14 protein-coding genes and 2 CRISPR repeat arrays are annotated in these 18,704 nt (G+C 66.6%); of the genes, 8 read left to right on the top strand and 6 right to left on the bottom strand.

What is annotated here, in order from left to right; translation table 11 throughout:
- Positions 1–184 precede the first annotated feature (184 nt).
- The 6 genes from HCN51_RS52655 to HCN51_RS52630 are packed head-to-tail and all read right to left on the bottom strand — an operon-like array spanning position 185 to position 8,777.
- A complete protein-coding gene (locus HCN51_RS52655; protein WP_168021109.1) occupies positions 185–2,389 on the bottom strand; it encodes a TIGR03986 family type III CRISPR-associated RAMP protein in 2,205 nt (734 codons plus the stop codon).
- Positions 2,386–2,934 carry a type III-D CRISPR-associated protein Csx19 gene (gene csx19 / locus HCN51_RS52650; protein ID WP_168021107.1) on the bottom strand — a complete coding sequence of 183 codons (549 nt, stop codon included), beginning with the start codon at positions 2,932–2,934 and terminating at the stop codon, positions 2,386–2,388. The genes HCN51_RS52655 and csx19 overlap by 4 nt, the downstream gene beginning before the upstream one ends.
- A complete protein-coding gene (locus HCN51_RS52645) occupies positions 2,931–4,520 on the bottom strand; it encodes an RAMP superfamily CRISPR-associated protein (protein ID WP_168021105.1) in 1,590 nt (529 codons plus the stop codon). The genes csx19 and HCN51_RS52645 overlap by 4 nt, the downstream gene beginning before the upstream one ends.
- On the bottom strand, positions 4,517–6,811 hold the full coding sequence (locus HCN51_RS52640) for an RAMP superfamily CRISPR-associated protein (protein ID WP_168021103.1): 2,295 nt from the start codon (positions 6,809–6,811) through the stop codon (positions 4,517–4,519). The genes HCN51_RS52645 and HCN51_RS52640 overlap by 4 nt, the downstream gene beginning before the upstream one ends.
- A complete protein-coding gene (locus tag HCN51_RS52635; protein WP_168021101.1) occupies positions 6,808–8,370 on the bottom strand; it encodes a Cas10/Cmr2 second palm domain-containing protein in 1,563 nt (520 codons plus the stop codon). Before HCN51_RS52635 ends, HCN51_RS52640 begins: the two co-directional genes overlap by 4 nt.
- Positions 8,355–8,777: a hypothetical protein gene (locus HCN51_RS52630; protein ID WP_168021099.1), complete on the bottom strand. Its 423-nt coding sequence runs from the start codon at positions 8,775–8,777 to the stop codon at positions 8,355–8,357. Before HCN51_RS52630 ends, HCN51_RS52635 begins: the two co-directional genes overlap by 16 nt.
- A gap of 473 nt (positions 8,778–9,250) precedes the next feature.
- Positions 9,251–10,004: a CRISPR direct-repeat array (repeat unit 30 nt; unit sequence GTTGAGACCCCTCGCAGGGGCGATGAGGAC).
- Between the two features lie 283 nt (positions 10,005–10,287).
- On the opposite strand from HCN51_RS52630, the gene HCN51_RS52625 reads away from it, so the two are divergent.
- From HCN51_RS52625 to cas2, 8 genes are read left to right on the top strand one after another with little or no spacing between them, the layout of a single operon-like run.
- On the top strand, positions 10,288–11,016 hold the full coding sequence (locus tag HCN51_RS52625; protein ID WP_168021097.1) for a CRISPR-associated endoribonuclease Cas6: 729 nt from the start codon (positions 10,288–10,290) through the stop codon (positions 11,014–11,016).
- A gap of 56 nt (positions 11,017–11,072) precedes the next feature.
- Positions 11,073–12,431, top strand: a complete 1,359-nt coding sequence (locus HCN51_RS52620) for a hypothetical protein (RefSeq protein ID WP_206068954.1) — start codon at positions 11,073–11,075, stop codon at positions 12,429–12,431.
- The gene (gene cas7i / locus HCN51_RS52615) at positions 12,432–13,466 is read left to right on the top strand and encodes a type I-B CRISPR-associated protein Cas7/Cst2/DevR (RefSeq protein ID WP_168021095.1); all 1,035 of its coding nucleotides are present in this window, start codon (positions 12,432–12,434) and stop codon (positions 13,464–13,466) included.
- Positions 13,463–14,137 carry a CRISPR-associated protein Cas5 gene (cas5, locus tag HCN51_RS52610; protein ID WP_168021093.1) on the top strand — a complete coding sequence of 225 codons (675 nt, stop codon included), beginning with the start codon at positions 13,463–13,465 and terminating at the stop codon, positions 14,135–14,137. Before cas7i ends, cas5 begins: the two co-directional genes overlap by 4 nt.
- Positions 14,137–16,485, top strand: coding sequence for a CRISPR-associated helicase Cas3' (gene cas3, locus HCN51_RS52605; protein ID WP_206068953.1), 2,349 nt, complete (start codon positions 14,137–14,139; stop codon positions 16,483–16,485). The genes cas5 and cas3 overlap by 1 nt, the downstream gene beginning before the upstream one ends.
- Positions 16,482–16,979 carry a CRISPR-associated protein Cas4 gene (locus HCN51_RS52600; protein WP_346434134.1) on the top strand — a complete coding sequence of 166 codons (498 nt, stop codon included), beginning with the start codon at positions 16,482–16,484 and terminating at the stop codon, positions 16,977–16,979. The genes cas3 and HCN51_RS52600 overlap by 4 nt, the downstream gene beginning before the upstream one ends.
- On the top strand, positions 16,980–17,960 hold the full coding sequence (cas1, locus tag HCN51_RS52595; protein ID WP_168021091.1) for a CRISPR-associated endonuclease Cas1: 981 nt from the start codon (positions 16,980–16,982) through the stop codon (positions 17,958–17,960).
- Positions 17,961–17,966: 6 nt separating this feature from the next.
- Positions 17,967–18,230 (top strand): CRISPR-associated endonuclease Cas2, encoded by a 264-nt coding sequence (gene cas2 / locus HCN51_RS52590; RefSeq protein WP_168021081.1) that lies wholly within the window; start codon positions 17,967–17,969, stop codon positions 18,228–18,230.
- 131 nt (positions 18,231–18,361) lie between these two features.
- Positions 18,362–18,661: direct repeats of the CRISPR family, unit length 31 nt; unit sequence GGTGCTCATCGCCCCTACGAGGGGTCTCAAC.
- Positions 18,662–18,704 lie beyond the last annotated feature (43 nt).

Genomic DNA, 18,704 nt, shown 5'->3' with positions numbered 1-18,704 from the left:
GCGGGTCACCTTCGAGGTCAGGAAACGATCCCGGGAGTGGGAATCCAAGATCGCCGTCGCCGATCGCGTGCACCAGGAGCGTGCCGTTTTGTGAAATGTCGACCTCCTGGAGCGATGTGCCGGATCAATGCAGCCGACCTTAACGCCGCGGACCGACATTTCTAAGATCCGGACACTAGCCTTGTCACCTGTTGCCTCGCCTCCGTTCCCTGCCTTGTCTGAAATTCCCGCTTTGCTGTCTATTGCGCCCTCTCGTGCTGCCTGCTGGATCGGCGCCCTTGTCGTCGGATATGTAGACTTCCAGCGGTGGTTGATCCCCGGTCGGGCGGGGTAGCGAGCGTCCTCGGCCGTACATGATCGACTTTCCGCTCGGTTGCTCGTTGGCCGTGAACCATTTGTACTGGAGGCCGCGCGGGTCAGGCGGCATCGGGATCGCCTTGCCGAGGGATTCTTCGCGAACCCTGGGGTAATGGACCGGCAGGTGTGAAACACCGCGAGTCGTAGCGAGTATGTCCTGACGGATGATTTTCAAGGCCGGCGATGATTCCACTATGGCGTCGAACGTCTTGCGTGCAGCGTCGATGATCGAGCGCCAGTCGCTCTCTGGGAGATTTCCGGAAAGTGTTCTGTAGTATGCGCTGTAGTCGGCTCCCTTGTGTAGTTCGGCATGTTCGACGTCCAGCCTGACGCTGCCGAAGCCCAAGGGGCGGCCGAAACCGAGCCGCTGGAAGTGGCCGGCCGGAAGGTTCAGCAGCCAGGCAAGGGCGCCCAGCTCGCATTCATCGACGTCATGGACGTCTATGGCGAATTCGAAGGTGGTACCGGGAACTACCCATCCCTCAATTGATCGATTCTGCGAGTCTCGCTGTTCGGCGTCGCCTGTGTCGAAATGAGCCTTGTTGCGGGCCAGAGGAGCGGACTCGTTGGCCAGCGCTCTTGGCCGCAGATATTCGCGGTAGCGCCCGGCCACCAGGACCTGGGTGGGATCAGAGCCGCCGGCAGGGAGTTGCCAGTGGCGTTGTGCATCCAGCCCCGCGTGATGCCAGTAAACCTTGCGGCCTCGCAGCCCGCGCCCCGGCCGGTAGATCTCGGCCTTGGCGATGCGGTCTTCCACGGGCTTATCGGGGTGCGTGGCACTTCGCGCGACGTAGAAGCGGCCCTGCTGCGGCTTCGGCGTACCCAGGACGGCCAGCGGCAGGCCGTCGGCCGAGAATCTGCGTATGGCTGTGCCGGCATCATCGGCGCACGTCGCTGGGCCGATGCGGAGCCGTCCACGATAGGAGGAGGGCCTCATATTCCTGCCCGCGGGAGCCACCCATCCGAACAGACGGTCCGCCGGAGACATCTTGGTGTAGCAGGAAGCTGGACGCAGAGACGAATGCAGCAGTTCCGCCGGCGCAACCGCGTACACATCCCGCGGGACCAATACAGGGTAGAGCCGTTCGACTTTGCGCTCTTTGTTCAACCGTGCATAGCATAGCGTGCCGGATCGCAGGGCCTGGTGAGCGGGGTCGTAGATATGGGGGCTCCATGCGAGCTGCCCTGGCCCCTCGCCGATCCGCTCTCCAGGGGCCGCTACGCGCCCATTACCTGTGGGCCGCTGGTACAGCTCTTCGTTGCTGTGTGCGTTCTTGTAGCTGTCGATGAGTCGATCCCAGTCGTCGACGATGTCCTGCCAGTCACGAGCAAGCTTGAGCGGCGCACGCTGCTCCGGATCTCCATAGAAAAATCTCTCGAATCGTTTCTTCTCGATCGTGGGGCCGGTTACGTACGCGAAGCCTTCGACGACTCTCTTTCCTTCGAATTTCTTAGCACTTTTCGGTACTCGAACCTCCATAGCCTCCGTGCGGCCTTTGTCCTTGCGGACGATGACAGCACGAATCTGCTGCATGTGACGCAGTGAACGGCCAGGAAGCAGCTTGCCGTGCTTGTCGTACATCTCAAGAGGTACCGCCCTGTACTGCTCGAGTACACCGTCGCCCGCCACACGGACAGGCACCAAGCCGGGCGCAAAGCCGGCATCGCGACGGAAGGCGAGCGGCTCCTGATGGCCATCGAAAACCCCGAACCGGGAATTGGTGACGGCTTCGAAGGCGGACCGGAGCATTCCCTTGACGGCGGTGGGCGCGAGATACGGGCGCCCCTCCCGCACCCGAACCGGATAGACCTCGTGCCCATCGGCGCCTTCGGATGGTGAGTGGGTCCGGTTCGGGTCCAGAAGCAGGAGCGGCGTTGCCACGGTCAGCCTCACATGGATGCGGCCGCTCCAGCGCTCCTGATGGAGCAGGTCCCGTGAGGGGGGTGGGCCATCGCGGAGCGGTTCGGGAAGCTCGTCACGAGGGAACGCAGGGACGAAGGTGTACGGGTTGAGGAAGCCTTCGGCCATCATGCCGCTCCTTCCGGTGAGTAGGGCTCGAAGCCGACGAGGCGCTCCTCGGCGACGTACGCATTGCCGTGATCGGTATCAGCGACGACGTACTCGCGAGCGGTAAGCCGTACCCTGTCCGTTGCTGAGCGTGGCGAGGGAAGCGTGATCGCACCTACCTCCCTCGACCTCAGAGTCACCCATCCGGGCCTGGGGCTGGAGGCATGACCCCACACTAGGTAGCGGGCCGGCAAGGTGGCCACTGCCTGCATGGGCGGCAGGTGCTCCGAAAAGCTCGGCGGAAGGATGCCTTCCTCCTCGGTTAGGACGACTGCGTGCCCCTCGGTTTCCATCCAGCGAAGCTCGGCCCGTGGCGTGAACACGCGCGCTTCGTACACGGCCGCCAGGTCGACCCGGCCTTGCGGCATCTCACAGGTGCCGCCGCGGACCCTGGCGATACTGAACGCCGTGGGAGTCGTCAAGAAGGCGCAGGCTCCCTCCATGTCCGCTTTGGCCAGTGCCTCGGCAAGGGTGACATCCTGCGTGAATGCGGTGTAGAGCGTCGTCATGACGCCTCCTGGTTCAGATACGCGGTCCACGCCTCCGACATGCCTGCTACCTCGGTGCCGGCGAGAACGTCAGTGAGCGACACCTGGTCTGCCCACGGGCCGCCGGACAACGAGATGTCAGTGACGTCCACGTCGCCGAACCCGCGGTTGGTGGCGGCCCCCATGGTGATTCGGCCGTTGGCGAGGTCACGGAGGACGAGGAGCAGCAGAGCAAGACCGATCGCCTTTGTCACGCCGAGTCGGGTGAGATCCACCGACAGGCGGATGGGCTCCCAAGCGACGTTGTGCGGCTCAAGGACACTGAACAGCCGTCCGTCCGCGGCGCCGCCGGTCCAACGGTCGAGTGCGACATGGTCCGAACGCTCCAGCCCCACGTCGGTCAGCTGATCCCGGATAGATTCCGGCATTCGGGGCGACAGGTCGCCTTCAGGCGGACTCGTCTCTTCGCCGAATCCGGTGACCGAGGCCCACAGCTCCTGCGGGATGCTGAGGCAGGCCAGGCATTCCTCCGCACGTAGTGCCCCGGCCTGGTGGTCGCGGACATCGTCGCGTGCCGCGCCGAACAGGACTCGGACGGCAGTCAGCTGATCGAGTTGTGCTCGGAACGCCGCGCTGTGCTTGGTCGCCGGCTCGCCAGGGTCGGCGGCCCGCGCAGGCAGACCACGTGCGGTACGTTCGATCAACTCGGCCCGGGTGCGCAGCATCCCCTTGATCGTCGAGCCTGGCAGGACGAGCGTAAGGTGCGTTTCGTCGATCCGGGTGCTCAGGGGAAGCGTGTCGACGAACAGCCCGTCCGCTCCTGACCTCACCATGACGGGTGCGATGGGTTTCCACGTGATGCGTACGTCGAGCACCTCACGCCGGGCCGGAAGCTCTGGCAGTTGCGCACAGAGCGAGGCGACGCTCCGCCGTCTGGCCGGATCGTTCCGGAGCACGGCCAAGAGGCCATCGGGAGAGTCGAACCGGTCGACGACCACGTCCAGTGGATCGTCGAGCAGTCCGACCAGCCCCAGCCCCTTGCTGGTAGCGGCGCCAAGGCGAATCTGACGTCCGATGAGCGCGGTCAGCAATGCACCCATCAGGGCTTCGTCGCCATCGGGGTCCTCCCGCGACTCGATGCTCAGTACCAGTTGGAGGTAGCAACCAATGGGGATGACCTGCCTGCCGTACAGGAACTCCGGGGCCGCTGTCCCGGTCACCCTGTCGATGCCGACCGACGGCCGGTACTCCAGAGCATCGAGCGCAAGAGGATGCGCCGGAATGCCACGTTCGTCGGTCACCGTCGTCCGCGTCACCAGGGCGTCCGCAGTGATCAGACGGCTGGCCTGGCCGCCGGCGTCGTTCTCGGATTCGTGTCCCCATACCTCGTCCATCGCCGAGGGATTCTCACCCGAGCCAAGGCACCAGGCTTTCAGCACGCCGGCCAGCGTCGTGCCCGGCACGTACAGTCGGCCTCTTCCGTCCACCGCGATCGGCAGTGGTTCGGACGGGTCATGTTCGAGGCCGCCGACGTGCAGTGGAGACTCGGTACGCAGCCAGCCGCGCGCCTTGATCCGGCGGCTGAGCGGACGGCCTACTGCGCTCATCGCATGCTCCTTTCGAGTTCCTCCGTGACTTCCGCCCGGCTGTGCGCGGCGAGACAGGAGTCGACGAGGATCCGGAGAGCTTCGGTACGCAGTTCGGCTCGCAGGCTCTGGACTCCGTCGGCGGTGACGACGAGGCTCTCCTCCGGAAGTTCGAGCAGGCGCCAGATCGTGTCCTGATCAACGAGCAGGTCATGGAGCGTGGAGATGGCTTCCGCCGGCCAGTCGGAGCGGCCTGCGTTGGTCTGCGTCAACCAGCGGAAACGAGCGACGGCGCGTTCCTCAGACGGCTCACGTACGACGGCGCGCAGGGCGTTGAGCTGGGTATTCGTGACACCCTTCGGAATGATCTCCGCGCGGCGTTCTCGTTCGCCCCGGATGCCGTCGCACCTGCGCCGAATCTCGGTGCGCCAGGCGGCCAGCTCGAAGATCCGTGCCTCCTGGTGTCCCTTCTCGCCCGGTGCGAGAAGAGGTTCCAGGCCGGTCGCCGGGTGCTTCCGCTGATCGCTCGCTTGCTCGGCAGCGACAGGGCGAGCCAGTAGATCATGATTCAGCTCGACCTGTCCGAAGCCTTCGCTACGGCGATCCCCGACACCCGCGGCGTGCACTTCTGCCAAGACGTCGGAACTGATGGGCCCACCAGTGACCCTGAAGGTAAGGCAGCTTCCTGCGGCCAGGCCGTACAGGGTGGCGCGGGGCATGCGCCAGCCGCGGTGCCAGCTCTCGGTGCGGTGCACGCCGACGGCGACCGTCACGCTGCCGTCCCGATGCGGTTCGACCACCGGTTCAAGGCTTACGTCGGGCGCGCCTGCCCTGGACAGCGCATGCTCCAAGGCTCTGGCGACATCGTGCAAGCTCGTGCTCGGCCGCAGCCGAACATCACGGACCAGCAGGTCAGAAAGCAGCCACACCCGGAGCAGATCACCGGCTTCGACGTCGTCGCGCTGGTCCGTCATCGACTGTACGGTCACGGACGCCTGCCCGTAGTCGTCCTTGGAAGACCGGCCGATTCGCCAGCGGCCTGACAGCTGCTGCTCCCAGCCCGGTTGCAAAAGTCCTGCTCGGACGCGTACCTCTGCGCGTAGCGTCGTGCGTGCGGCGAGCGCTCGGTAGACGTAGATGCCGCCGATCTCCCGCGTGGGGCGTTGGGTGCGGTCGTCGATGCTGTTGTGCATTCGTACCGTCGTGCGGGGTTTGACGATCTCGGCCGTCGCAGGCACGACGTAACCGTCCCTGCAGGGCTTGCCCAGCTCCACGGGACCGGCCATCCGATTGCCGATGATCTCTTTGCCGCCTTTGGAGCAGGCGAGTGCGCGCGGCGCCGGCAGCGTACGTGCGCCATCCGTGGCCTGCGGGGTCGCCGCCGTCACGATGAGATCGCCCGTTCGTACCAGGGCGTGTGCTTCCCGCCCGAGCCGTCGCACCACCTCAGGCATCAGGCACCAGCCCGGCACATGCCCTTCACCGATCGTGACATTGCCGAGGACCGTGGTGGCAGCCAAGATCGGTTGCTCCACGTCAACGACGAGCTCTGCCCGCTCCCAGCCTCTTCGCTGCGAGACCGGCTTCGATACGCGGACCGGCACGGTATCCAGCGCGGCCGATGGAGGACCCGGCACGTCTACGACCGCTTCCGGAGACCAATCCGGCACGAAACCTGGTCCTTCGAGAGAAAGCGAGCAGCGGCCCGCGCCTCGCCGTCGCTTGCCACCGATGCTCTCCAGCAGCCGTGCGCCGGCAGCGAGCAGCAGAATCGCTGCTCGGCGCTGCGCCTCGTCCAGCTCGGTGAAGCCCTCGATGCGGCCGTGGCCTTCGAGCGTCAGACCTGCCCTGGCCATCTCGTCGAACCACAACTTCTTCTCGCTCGCGGTTCCGGAGACGGGATCGATGGCCACACCTGGCTTGCGGAACGTGGCCGCCCACGCCAGCCGGGGCTTGTCCCGCATCAGCCGGGTCAGCCTCTCCGGAAGGCGCAAAGGGCCCTCGATCGTCAGCGCGGCCGGCCGCAAGACGGAGCCGCCGGTGGCGTACTGGTCGCCGAAGAGGAATCCGAGCCATTCGTGCCACGTTCCCGCAGGGCCGCTGTCGAGCGCCTGCGCTGCGACCTCGCAGGAGTCACGCCACACGCCTACGAGCGTCTTGGCCGGGACGATGGGGGCGGCAGGGCCGCCGGAGCCGTCATCGACGTCTCGCTGCACGATGCGGTCGACGTAGCCATGAATGCCTGTCCCCGTGCCCACGTGCCAGTCGCTCAGCATGAAGAGCTTGATCGCGAAGGTGCCCTCGCCGTTCATCGTGCCTCCGGAACGAACTGCATCGCGGCCATCGCATCCAGGAGGCCCGTCACCTGCTTGTCCCCGGTTTCGCCGGGAACCGTCCACACCAGCTCACCGTCGTGGGTCAGCTGCTCCAGAACCTGGGCTCTGAGGCGTTCACCGGAGTATCGAGCCTTGAGCAGTTCGAGCCGGGAGGCCACCACCTCCGGGCCAAGGCACAGCCCCTCTCGGAGGTCGTGCGCCGCTCCCCGGGAGATGAGCAACTCGCCTTGCTCGTCACGCCAGCGGAGCGCTTCCACACGGCCGACCAGGTCATCCCAGGTACGCCCGCGGGCACGGGCCTCCTGCGCGCCGGCTCCGACCAGGTAGGGCGAAGCGGAACTGCTCGAACCGCCGGACCACGAAACGCTCGTCCGGATGCGCTCCAGATCCGGTGCTGAGCTCTCGTACAGTGCGACGAAGGCGAGGGCGGAGCTCCACTGCTTGACCTTCTTCGCCTCCTCCGTGGCCAACTGCTCGGCCAGCTCGTAGGCGAAGTGGAACGGGTAGTTGCGCTTGACGATCGCCACCCCTGCACCGGCCCCCAGGTGGGTCAGTTTCAAGGCAGCGAGCAACGGGCGGAGCCGGATGTCGCGAGCGGTTTCCTCCTCGAACGCCTCCAGATAGTGGCGAGTGAACGGCAGCGCCACCTCGCCCTCGCACACGACCGTGAGATCGTCGCCTCCGACGACGAGCGGTAGCACGGGAAGGAGGTCATACTGGTCCAGCTCCTGCCCCGTCTTCTCCAGGGCTCTGGCCAAGGCACGTGCCGCGCAGCCGTCCACGCCCAGCGAGAAGTTCCGGAGCGAGTCCGCTTGAGTACGGTCATCGTGTCCGTCCGTGGACTCGACCACACTGCGGAACACTTCGCCCAAGCCGTTGCCGTCGGCATGCACGATCGCTACCCAGTCGGCCTCCAGCCCCAGCCGATCCACGACTTTCCGCATCGTCCGCGGGTCCGGCGGGACCTGGCCACTCAGCCGGTTCAGCGCTCCTGGGTAGGCCGCCAGCTTCTTCATCGCCGCAGCCGATCTGGGCTGGGGCTCTTCCCCTCCCTCACGCCGAACGCCCTCCGCAGGCAGTCCGCTGGACGCACAGTCGGCCACTATCGGCAACCGCAAGAACCGGCCGATGGGGCTCGGTCGCAGTTCCCGTACGGCGGCGAGTCGTGCCTTCGAGGCACGAAGAGCGTCTCCCAACTCGCCCGGGGCGTAGTCGAGCACCACCCCGCAGAGATCCAAACCAGGTGCCTCCTCCAGCGCTCGGCAAGTCAGCGCCGTCACCAGTTTTCGGCCTACGGCTCGGTCCCTGACCAGGACCGAAATCTGGCCCGCAGCAGCTACCAGCAGCTCTGCATCGTGGGTCTCGATACGCCAGGTATGCCGGTCGAAGCCCGGAAACAGCTCGGCAAGCGCCTCGAACAACCAAGCTCCGTTCACCCTTGCGATGAGGTCGGATGCGCCGACGATCTCCTGGCGCTTGCCCGAGGAGAAGATGTAGCGCTGGTTGCCCGCTGTGGCCATCACGACGAGGTGCACGGCTCACCTACCTCGAACTTCTGGTACGGATGGGGAACGGCCCGCATCTTGTGACCGAGCAGCCAGCCCAGAGCCAAGGCGGCGCTGGCAGGTGCGGCAAGAAAGAGGCGAGGTTGCAGGCCGGCGAACTGAGGACGTGCGGCGTTCCACGTCCGCCAAGCCGTGTAGATCAGCCGCACCGCCAATTCGAAGTCGTGCCTGGTCTCCGGGATGTTCGCTGAGCCACCGTCGATGACGAGCGCGGCCCGGCACTTCTCCTCGTTGCCGCGGGTATCGATACAACCCTGTCGAGCGGCGAGCAGTGCCTCGGCCACCATCTGCGGGTTGTCCGACAAGTGCACGATGAGCGCGATCGCCCGCCCCTCGCGGTCGGCCTCGAACTCCGGCTCCTCGATCACCTTGGCCAACTTCCCCGCCCGTACTTCCTCCTCTGACGTCAGAGGCTCCTTCAAGCGGCTGCTCAGCCGTATGAGGGGGAAGAAGTCTGCGTTCGTGCTTCCCGACCCTCTGGGGCGATGCCATTCGTGTTTCACCGTTCTCTCCCTCCATCAACTACAGATGGACGAGGCAAGGGACGAGCGCGAAGAAAGGCCAAGCGTTGCACTGCCCCCGGGCCTCAGGGCAATGAGGCCCGCTCCTTCCGAGGCCCGCCCCTCTCTGGAGCGCTTCGGGACCCCTCACAGGGCCCATGAGAGTAGGGCTGGTGCGGATGTTGCGGACACCGCGCCGCCGAAGTGGAAGCAGATTGCGTTGAGACCCTCGCAGGGGCGATCAGGACTCGCCCCACCCGCTGGCAGGCGTGGACCGCTCGGTTGAGACCCCTCGCAGGGGGCGATGAGGACGACAAGCTGAACCAGCCGGTCCAGCCGAAAGTCGATGTGTTGAGATCCCTCGCAGGGGCGATGAGGGCCGCCTGCTCGAAGGGCTGGGCTGACGGCACCATCTGGTTGAGACCCCTCGCAGGGGCGATGAGGACCCCGGATCACGATTCCGTTCCCGACCAGCGCCTCGTTGAGACCCCTCGCAGGGGCGATGAGGACACGCCGCGCACGCTGATGCGGCTAGCCAACTCATGCGTTGAGACCCCTTGCAGGGGCGATGAGGACGCATCCGCTCCAGGCGTTCCTCGAACACCTTCCCGCGTTGAGACCCCTCGCAGGGGCGATGAGAACCTCAGGCTCAGACAGGCGGTGCCCAGTGAGCGTTATGTTGAGACCCCTCGCAGAGGTGATGAGGACCCATCACCGGCGACGCGCACATCGCCCCGGCCACCCTGTTGAGACCCCTCGCAGGGGCGATGAGGACCCGCGCCCCCGGCGACAACGCCGTCCCCGTCAAGACGTTGAGACCCCTCGCAGGGGCGATGAGGACTCGACGTGTCGATCGCGAGCGCGGCGTCCAGGTCGGGTTGAGACCCCTCGCAGGGGCGATGAGGACCCGAGAACAGGTCGAGAGAAGGCTGGAGAGGCTTGTTGAGACCCCTCGCAGGGGCGATGAGGACCGGCTACATCCAGGGCGTCTCCTATGGGCTGTACGGGTTGAGACCCCTCGCAGGGGCGATGAGGACCCGGGACAAAGGTGTGGGTGAAGACGGCCGTCGAGGGGTTGAGACCCCTCGCAGGGGCGATGAGGACCCCAATGTAAAGCCGCAGGTCAAACACGACAAGAAGCACGATCGAACGAGCTGTTTTGCAGCAAACCTCCGGTTGCGCAGAAAGCCTGGGAGGTTCGCTGCACATCCATGATCGCTGACCTTCGCCTCTGCCGAGGTGCGTGTCGCCACATAACCATAGATGGATGATCTCCAGCGTGCTCCCTGTATAGCTCTACCTGCAATAACTCACCTCAGGGCCGAGTCCTCCGTGCTCTTCGTCCATCTGTATCAAGTGAAGGACGAAGAAGAGCGTGGAGGCAAGGATGCGGGTACGAGTAGAGGTCAGTACGACCGCCACCGACATCCCGTGGGACATGGTGCTCGCGCCCGGCAGGGGCCTGGTCTACGACGTTCTCGACCGCGAGAATCCCGTCGTCGGCCGCTACTTCCATGACGGCGGGATGGCGCCGTACGGAATGGTCCCGATCGGGCATGGTGCACCGGTCTTCCCCCTCGCGAAGCGGCAGCGAGGGAAGTACGCGGCAGGCGGGCAGGGCTGGTTCGAGGTGGGAAGCCCCGTCCTCGATGTCGCGGCCGCCTTGGTGCAAGGCATCAAGCAGCGGGCGCTGCTCGACTGGGGCGGAGTGGCGTTTCACGTGCTTGGCGTGACAGCGCTCGATCCGCCGGAATTCACATCGGGACGGGCGCGGCTCAGGACGATCACGCCGGTCGTCATGAAGGGCTCGGGGCGCGATGCCACAGGGGCGAGGACGACCCGCCACGCCTGGCTGCTGCCGACGGACTCGGAGTATCCGGCGTACTTCCAGGGCAACCTCCGGCGCAAGGCAGAGACCTTGGGGCTGGATGCCGACGTGTCACTCACGCGGATCTCCTGGGTGGGGTCCAAGCGCTCGTTCCGCGTCGGCGAAGGGCTGAAGCCTGGGGCTCCGGTTGAGGTCGAAGTGACCGGGGCGCCCGAGACGCTGCGGGCCATCTGGTCCTGGGGACTTGGGCAGGCCAACGCCGCCGGCTTCGGCTGGGTGGCCGCGTGAGTGAGGGTGACGACGACCAAGGCCGGGTGATTCTGACAGCTCACCCACTCCAACGGGTGGGCGCGTACGCACTGGCGCAGCTCGGCAAGGCCGCTTCTCCAGACGCGCTGCTGCCCGGGGCGTTCAGTCACGCGGTCGAGAGAGTCACGGAGGACGCGCTTCGTGCTGCTCTGGTCCGGGACAGCAAGAGCGATCAGGGGTTCTGGCTCAAGGCGAGCATGTCGTTCTACCCGAACTCCAAGATGAACCATCACAGCAACGCCAAGCGGGACGACGACACGGTCCGTGAAGCCGTACGGGCATGGCGTCAGATGCCCGACAGGGCGCTATGGCCGTCGGCGGCGTGTGTGCTGTGCGGGCGGCAGGCGGTGGGGTTCTTCGGCAAGGTCGATGTTCCGCTGGCCGAGAGCGATCTCTATCGGAACAACACCCCCCGCCGGCACTTGGGGATGGCTCTCTGCTGGCCATGCCTGTGCAGCTTCTACGCCCTTCCGTACGGCTGCCGGCTGACGGGCGGCCCGTCGATCGCGTTGCACAGCTGGGACGAGCGGTTCATGGCCCGCACCATGTCGCGGCGGGTGGAGCGCAACCAGCAGCTGATCGCGCTGGGTAAACCCGAGTCCAAGGGCGTGGGCGCGAACGAGGTGCTGGCCCTGCAGGCATTGCGCCTGCACGAGGATCGGCTGACGGCGGGCGTGGACCTGCTGGTCTTCAGCAACAACAACCGGGGCCAGACGCTGGATGTCCAGTCGTTGGAGCAGCCGCTCGCCGAATGGCTGAGGCGCTCGTCGCGTCCGCCCCGCTCGCGTGGCTTCTCCGCCCTGATCCGTGCCCACGCGACAGCCAACACCGCAGGCATCGTCGGGCTGGCGCGGAGCGCCTTTCGCGCGCCGGAGCGCATCGTCGGTGCCTGCAGCCGCTATCTCACGGCGTACCTCGACCAAGGCGTGATCCGTAAGGACACGAGCGAGCTGGCCGAGCTGTGCCTGTCCTTCGTGAGCGAGGTGACGCGAATGAACCAGAACGAGATCGACGAGATCAAGACCGCAGGCGCGCAGGTGGCGGCCTGGCTGATGGCGGAGAACTCCGCCGGACAGCTGCGCGCGTTCAACGCCACGCTGAAAGACCGCCCTCGTATGCGGCACTGGCTGATGCGCCGCAACATCGACGCGCTACTCGGCTCGGCCAAGGGCATCAAGGGCCCGCTGATCACGGAGAACCAGTTCCGCCTGCTGTTCGACCCGGAGGTCGAGCAGGCATGGTTCCACCGGCAGCTCCTCGTGGTGTCAGTGGTCCAACGCCTGCACGAGCTGGGATTCGCGCCGGCGGATCGGGCGGAGGTCGCCGCGGAGATGGCGGGCGAGGCCAGCGAGCACCCCGAGGACCTGGACTATCTCAAGGACGAGGAGTCGTAGATGAGCTACCTGGTAGGAAAGATCGCCCTGGACGTGACGGCGGGGGCGCCGAACAACGGGCTGGGTGAGGACAACGTGGCCCGGGTGAAGCAACTCCGTGTCGGCAGGGATGTCCATCCGTACGTTTCGGCGCAGGCCTTCCGCCGCTGGCTCCGGGATTCGCTGCCCGCCGACGAGCCGGTGTCGCCCGTCATCCGCTCCGGCAGCGGCCAGAAGCAGCAGGCGTACACCCAGGGACGCCCCGACCTCTACCTGGATGACGACATCTTCGGCTACATGGTGGCGGTGAAGGGTGACAAGGCCAAGACCTGCCAGCGCGACACCGTCCTCGCGACCGGGACGTTGGTGTCGGTCGCCCCGCGACACCCGGACCGGGACTTCGGCACGATGAGCCGCGGCTTCGCCGCGGGCGAGAACCCGGTGCTGCACGGGCACGAGTTCTACAGCGCCGAACTGGCCGGCGACGTGCTGCTGGACCTGCCCAGGATCGGCGTGTTCGAGACCGACGGCACCGGGCTCAAGGTGGCGCTTCCTGAGCCGGCCGCCAAGGAGGCGCGTGAGAACGGTGCCGAGGACGTCAGCTTCCGCGGGGCGTCCGCGCTCCGGCTGGGGATCGTGGAGCGGCGCCGCCGGGCGGCACTGCTGCTGCGGACGTTGTCCGCGGTACGCGGCGGCGCCAAGCAGTCCATGCACTATGGCGATCGGACTCCCGCGCTGGTGCTGCTCGCGCCGGTCAAGGGTGGGATCAATCCGTTCACCAGGGTGTTCGGGGCGCGGATGGGCCGCACGGAGTTCGACGCCTCGGTGCTGCGGGCCGAGATCGAGGCCTGGGCCGACGAGCTGGACGGACAGGCGCTGCTCGGCTGGGCGCCAGGGTTCCTGGGTACGCAGCGGGACCACGTCCGTTCGGAGCTCGCCGATCTGGTGGCCGCGGGCACCCTCGCCGTCGACCACCCCAGGCTGCTGCTGAACACGCTGGCCGGGCAGATCGAGCGTGGGGAACGGGACTCCTGGTTCGAGGATCAGAAGGGATGACCAGCTTCGTCGCGGCTCTGCGGGTGACGGTGACGGCCCCGATCGTCTCCTTCCGGAATCCGCTGTACGCCGGGGTCCAGCTCACGCTGCCCTGCCCGCCGCCCGCCACGGTGGGCGGCATGCTGGCAGCTGCGGCGGGTGGCTGGGACGCGGTCGACCCCGGCCTGCGGTTCGGCATGGCCTTTCACGCTCGCGGCAAGGGCGTCGACCTGGAGACCTACCATCCGCTGGATGCGACCGGGAAGAAGGCCGACCCCACTCCCCGCGAACGCGAGTTCCTCGCCGATGCCACGTTGATCGTGTGGTTGGTCACGGACATCGACCTGTGGGAGCGCCGGCTGCGCCGTCCGGTGTGGCCTTTGCGGCTCGGCCGTAGCCAAGATCTCGTCGCGGTGGCCACTCAGCGGGTGGCTCTGCACGCGGGGGCAGGGCGGCAGGGGCATGCCCTCCTCCCAGAGGGCACCGGCCCGCGGCCGATCGGGACACTGCTGCGGCTACCCACGGCGATCTCGATCGATCGCGGGCGCACACGCTGGGACGGCTATCACTTCGACGCCTCCGGGCGTTCGGAGGTGGCGGTCACTGCTGACTGGGCCGACGAGGAAGGGCAGGCGGTCGCGCTGGTCCCGCCGGTTCATCCCGGTCAGTTCGCCCCTGCGGGAGTGCCGTAGTGAAGCTGCGGGATCTTCTGGCGAAGAGCCAGCCGCGGGAATCTCTCACGTCGCACCTCGCCGCGACCCTGGACGGAGGGATCGCGCTACGCCGGCGCGTCGGGAACGTGCAAGTCCTGGACGAGGCCACGGGCGGGTTGTTCTGGGCGGTGGCCTGCCTCGCCATGCTCTGCCATGATGCCGGGAAGATCCCGGACGGCTTCCAGTTCATGCTGAAGGGCCACATCAAGGCATGGGGAGAGCGACACGAGGTCGTATCACTCGGCTTTCTTCCGGCGTTGCTGGAGGACGAGCAGTTGCTGTTGTGGACGGCCACCGGCGTCGCCACGCACCACCGCTCTCTGGAGGGTGGTCGCGGTGCGCTCCTGTCGCTCTACGGTCATGCGACCGAAACCGAGTGGCGCGATCGCCTGCAACCGATTCCCCATGGCGCGGCCATCGAGTTACGGGACTGGCTGCTCGACATCGCACAACGGTCCCGGCTGCCAGTCGTCGAAGTTCCATCCCGCAGCCTGGATGTGATCGAGGAAGCCCGGCAGTTGTTCGACCGACTGTGCCAATGGTGGGAGCTGTCGGCCTCGGACGACCGTGGCCTGACGGCAGTCCTCCTCCAAGGAGCCGTCACGCTGGCCGACCATGTTTCGTCCGCTCACGGTGTGCTGCACATGCACCAGCCGCTGAACGGCGACTTTCGCCCGCACCTGGAGAACGCGCTCGCGGGAAGGGGTCATGAGCTCCGGCCACACCAGACCGAAGCAGCGGCGCTCAGCGGCCACCTCCTGCTTCGCGCTCCCACAGGATCAGGGAAGACAGAAGCCGGGCTGCTCTGGGCCGCCACCCAAGCCACGGAGATGGCCGTCCGGACCGGCGGCATACCCCGGGTGTTCCTCACCCTGCCCTACCTCGCGTCGATCAACGCAATGGCGGTACGACTCGGCGACCTCCTGCAGAACGAGGAACTTGTCGGCGTCATGCATTCCCGGGCTGCGTCCTTCCACTTGGCCGCGGCCGTCTGCTCCGATGACGATGAGGAACAGCATGTCGAGGCGGCCCGCAAGGCTGTCTCCCGGGCGGCCGCGACCCGGTTGTTCCGGGAGACCGTACGCGTGGGCACGCCGTACCAGATCTTGCGGGGCGTGCTGGCCGGCCCGGCACACTCATCCACGTTGATCGACGCTGCGAACTCGGTGTTCGTCCTGGACGAGCTGCACGCCTACGATCCACAGCGGCTCGGCTACATCCTGGCCACGGCCGGCCTCTGGGAGAAGCTCGGCGGCCGTATCGCCGTACTCTCCGCCACCTTGCCCGATGCCCTGGCCGGAGCCTTCCGCGACGCGCTGAAAGCGCCGATTCACCTGGTCGAGGCCGATACCGCCGGCACGCCTGTACGCCACCGGCTCAGTCTCCGGGACAGGCACCTGACCGACCGGAAATCGATCGAGGAGATGCGGCAACGGCTGGCAGACGGCGAAGCGGTGCTCGTGGTCGCCAACAACGTGGCCGACGCGCAGCTCATGTTCGCCGAACTCGCGCCGGCGGTGGAGGAGGACGAGGCGTTCCTGCTGCACTCCCGGTTCCGGCGCATGGACCGCTCTGCCCTTGAAACGGCCATCAACGAGCGGTTCGGCGTCGGGCGCGGCCGGCATCCCGGCCTGGTCGTGGCCACGCAGGTTGTCGAGGTGAGCCTGGACGTCGACTTCGACTGCCTCTTCACCTCGGCTGCTCCGCTGGAGGCTTTGCTGCAGCGGTTCGGCCGGGTCAACAGGATCGCGGCGCGTCCTCCTGCCGACGTCATCGTCCATCCGGCGGCCTTCGCCCCTCGCCGTGCCAAGGGACCCGACTTCGCCGACGGTGTCTACGCCCGGATCCCCGTAGAGCTCGGCTGGAACATCCTCAACCGGTACGACGGAGAAGCGGTCGACGAAACCCAGGCGCGGATCTGGCTCGACGACGTGTACGGCACGGACTGGGGTCAGGAGTGGCGTACAGAGGTGGAGCATCACCGCCGGACGTTCAGTGACGCCTTCCTCGGGTTCGCTCATCCGTTCGTCAGCAGGGAAGAGCTCGCCGAACGCTTCGACGAGCTGTTCGACGGCACCGAGGCCGTTCTGGCGCAGGACCGGGATGCGTACGAAGCGGATCTGACCAGCGTCGACGGGAACCGCAAAGCGGGACGTCTCCTCGCCGAGCGCTACCTCATCCCCATGCCGTACTGGGCCGCCCCCTTGACCACCTGGGAGAAGAAGCTCGGCGTACGCATCCTGAACGCCGACTACGACGAGCGGTTCGGGCTGGGCCGCATCCGAGGGCCGGCCGCACAGACCTATCAGGCAGGTGAAGTCCTGTGATCACCGCAGCCGACGTGGGTGGCGTCCACATCAAGTACCTCTACCACTGCCCGCGGCAGCTCTGGCTGTACGCCAGAGGCGTGCGCCCGGAGCAGCTCAGCAGCACCGTCCAACTGGGCGAAGCGGTCCACGAGACCTCCTACAGCCGCAGCTCACCCATCGACCTGGGCGCCGCGAAGCTGGACCATCTCGACGGCGCCGCCTGGGTCCACGAGGTCAAGTCGTCCGCGAAGCCCAGCCGGGCCGACGAAGCCCAGGCCATGCACTACTGCTACCGGCTCCATGAGGTGGGAGTACTCGCGCAGGGCGGGATCCTGCACTACCCGAAGACGCGGCGCACCAAGCGCCTCCCGTACACGAACGAAGCCGCCGAGCAGGCCGCCATCGACATCACCAAGGTGGTCGAAGTCGTGTCCGCTACCGACTCCCCGCCGCGCCTCGCACGTCCGGCCTGCCGCGGCTGCTCCTACACCGACTACTGCTGGAACGAGTAGATGCCCGCTGCGTCCCGTATCTACTGGCTGACCACGCCGTGCCGCATCCAGCGCAAGGATCAGTCCCTGTGCATCGAGAGGATCGGAGGGGCGCCGGTCCACATCCCGATCACCGACGTACGAGACATCGTGGCGTGCGAATCCGTGGACCTCAACACCGCCGTGATCGCCCTGCTCAACCGCCACCACATCAACGTCCACTTCCTGAGCCACTACGGCGACTACGCCGGCTCGCTGCTGACCGCCGACACCAGCACGTCCGGCCAGACCGTGGTGGCCCAAGCCCGCCTGGCCGACGACACGGCGGCCTCTCTCGACATCGCTCGCGCCATCGTCACCAGCGCGGCAGCGAACGTCAGGCGCGTCGTCGATCGCAAGCTCCTCACTCGTCCGATGGAACGCCTCGAAGCCTCCGTTGCCGAGGCCGGCACCCGGGAAGAGCTCATGGGCGCGGAAGGCACCTTCCGCCGCTCGGCCTGGGCCGTCATGGACACCCGGCTGCCCGACTGGCTCAAGCTGGACGGCCGCAGCCGAAGGCCCCCGCGCAACGCCGGGAACGCCTTCATCAGCTACGTCAACGGAATCGTCTACGCACGAATCCTGTCAGCCGTACGCCTGACACCTCTGCACTCGGGCGTGGCCTTCCTCCACAGCACCGTGGAACGCCAACGTCACTCGCTGGTCCTCGATCTCTCGGAAGTGTTCAAGCCCCTGTTCGCCGAGCGTCTGCTGCTCCGGCTCGCCGGCCGTGGGCAACTCAAGCCCACTCACTTCGACGTCGACGTCAACCAGGCCATGCTCAGCGAGACAGGGCGGCGCCTCGTGGTGCAGACGGTGCGCGACGAGCTGGCCGTAACAGTCCATCACCGTGGTCTGGGACGCAACGTGGCCTACGACGAGCTCCTCTACCTGGAGGCGCTGCAGCTCACGCGTCGTTGCCTGGAAGGCGTTCCGTACAAGCCGTTCAAGATCTGGTGGTGACTTGGCGTGTACGTCGTGGTGGTTTACGACACCCTAGCCGTCCGGAACGCTGCGATCCTGCGGTTGTGCCGGCAATACCTGCACCACGTGCAGCGCAGCGTCTTCGAGGGCAGCCTCAGCGCGGCGCAGCTTCGCAGGTTCCACCACAAGGTGACCGAAGTGATCGACCCTGGGTACGACAGCGTGCTGGTCTTCACGTTTCCGCCAGGGACTACGCCTGAGCGACAGGAATGGGGAGTTGGGCAGCCCGCTCCCGACGACATTCTTTAGTATGAGGACTGCGGAATGATCATGGCCGATTGCAGCGAACCTCCGGGGGTTCTTGCACTACCGGAGGTTTGCTGCAAAAGGCATCTAGGATGCCGCATGAATAAGCCTCCTGATCTGCAGCTTTATATTGGGGTGCTCATCGCCCCTACGAGGGGTCTCAACCGGACGATCCGGCCGCGCAGGGTGAACGTGCGCTGCACCGGTGCTCATCGCCCCTACGAGGGGTCTCAACGCCCGCAGCACCTCTGGCCTCACGTCATCGTGCTCGTGCTCATCGCCCCTACGAGGGGTCTCAACGCAGTCAGGGAGGCCGGTACTGGTGCTATGCCGGCCTCGTGCTCATCGCCCCTACGAGGGGTCTCAACTCGATCGGGCCGCCGCGCGACCCTTCGGCGGCGGGGGTGCTCATCGCCCCTCCGAGGGGTCTCAACGCGATCTTGGCGGCGGCGCGACGGTGGACGCCGGTGAGGTGTT

This window comes from Nonomuraea composti (assembly GCF_012034275.1).
Taxonomy (GTDB): domain Bacteria; phylum Actinomycetota; class Actinomycetes; order Streptosporangiales; family Streptosporangiaceae; genus Nonomuraea; species Nonomuraea composti.
Note: the sequence above shows the minus strand (reverse complement) of the source record. Positions and strands in the feature narration are given on the sequence as shown.

Coding starts and splice junctions, on each gene's coding strand:
- cas7i (WP_168021095.1), top strand. CDS start 12,432: ATGAGCTACCTGGTAGGAAAGATCGCCCTGGACGTGACGGCGGGGGCG.
- HCN51_RS52655 (WP_168021109.1), bottom strand. CDS start 2,389: ATGATGGCCGAAGGCTTCCTCAACCCGTACACCTTCGTCCCTGCGTTC.
- HCN51_RS52625 (WP_168021097.1), top strand. CDS start 10,288: ATGCGGGTACGAGTAGAGGTCAGTACGACCGCCACCGACATCCCGTGG.
- csx19 (WP_168021107.1), bottom strand. CDS start 2,934: ATGACGACGCTCTACACCGCATTCACGCAGGATGTCACCCTTGCCGAG.
- cas1 (WP_168021091.1), top strand. CDS start 16,980: ATGCCCGCTGCGTCCCGTATCTACTGGCTGACCACGCCGTGCCGCATC.
- cas5 (WP_168021093.1), top strand. CDS start 13,463: ATGACCAGCTTCGTCGCGGCTCTGCGGGTGACGGTGACGGCCCCGATC.
- HCN51_RS52640 (WP_168021103.1), bottom strand. CDS start 6,811: ATGAACGGCGAGGGCACCTTCGCGATCAAGCTCTTCATGCTGAGCGAC.
- HCN51_RS52645 (WP_168021105.1), bottom strand. CDS start 4,520: ATGAGCGCAGTAGGCCGTCCGCTCAGCCGCCGGATCAAGGCGCGCGGC.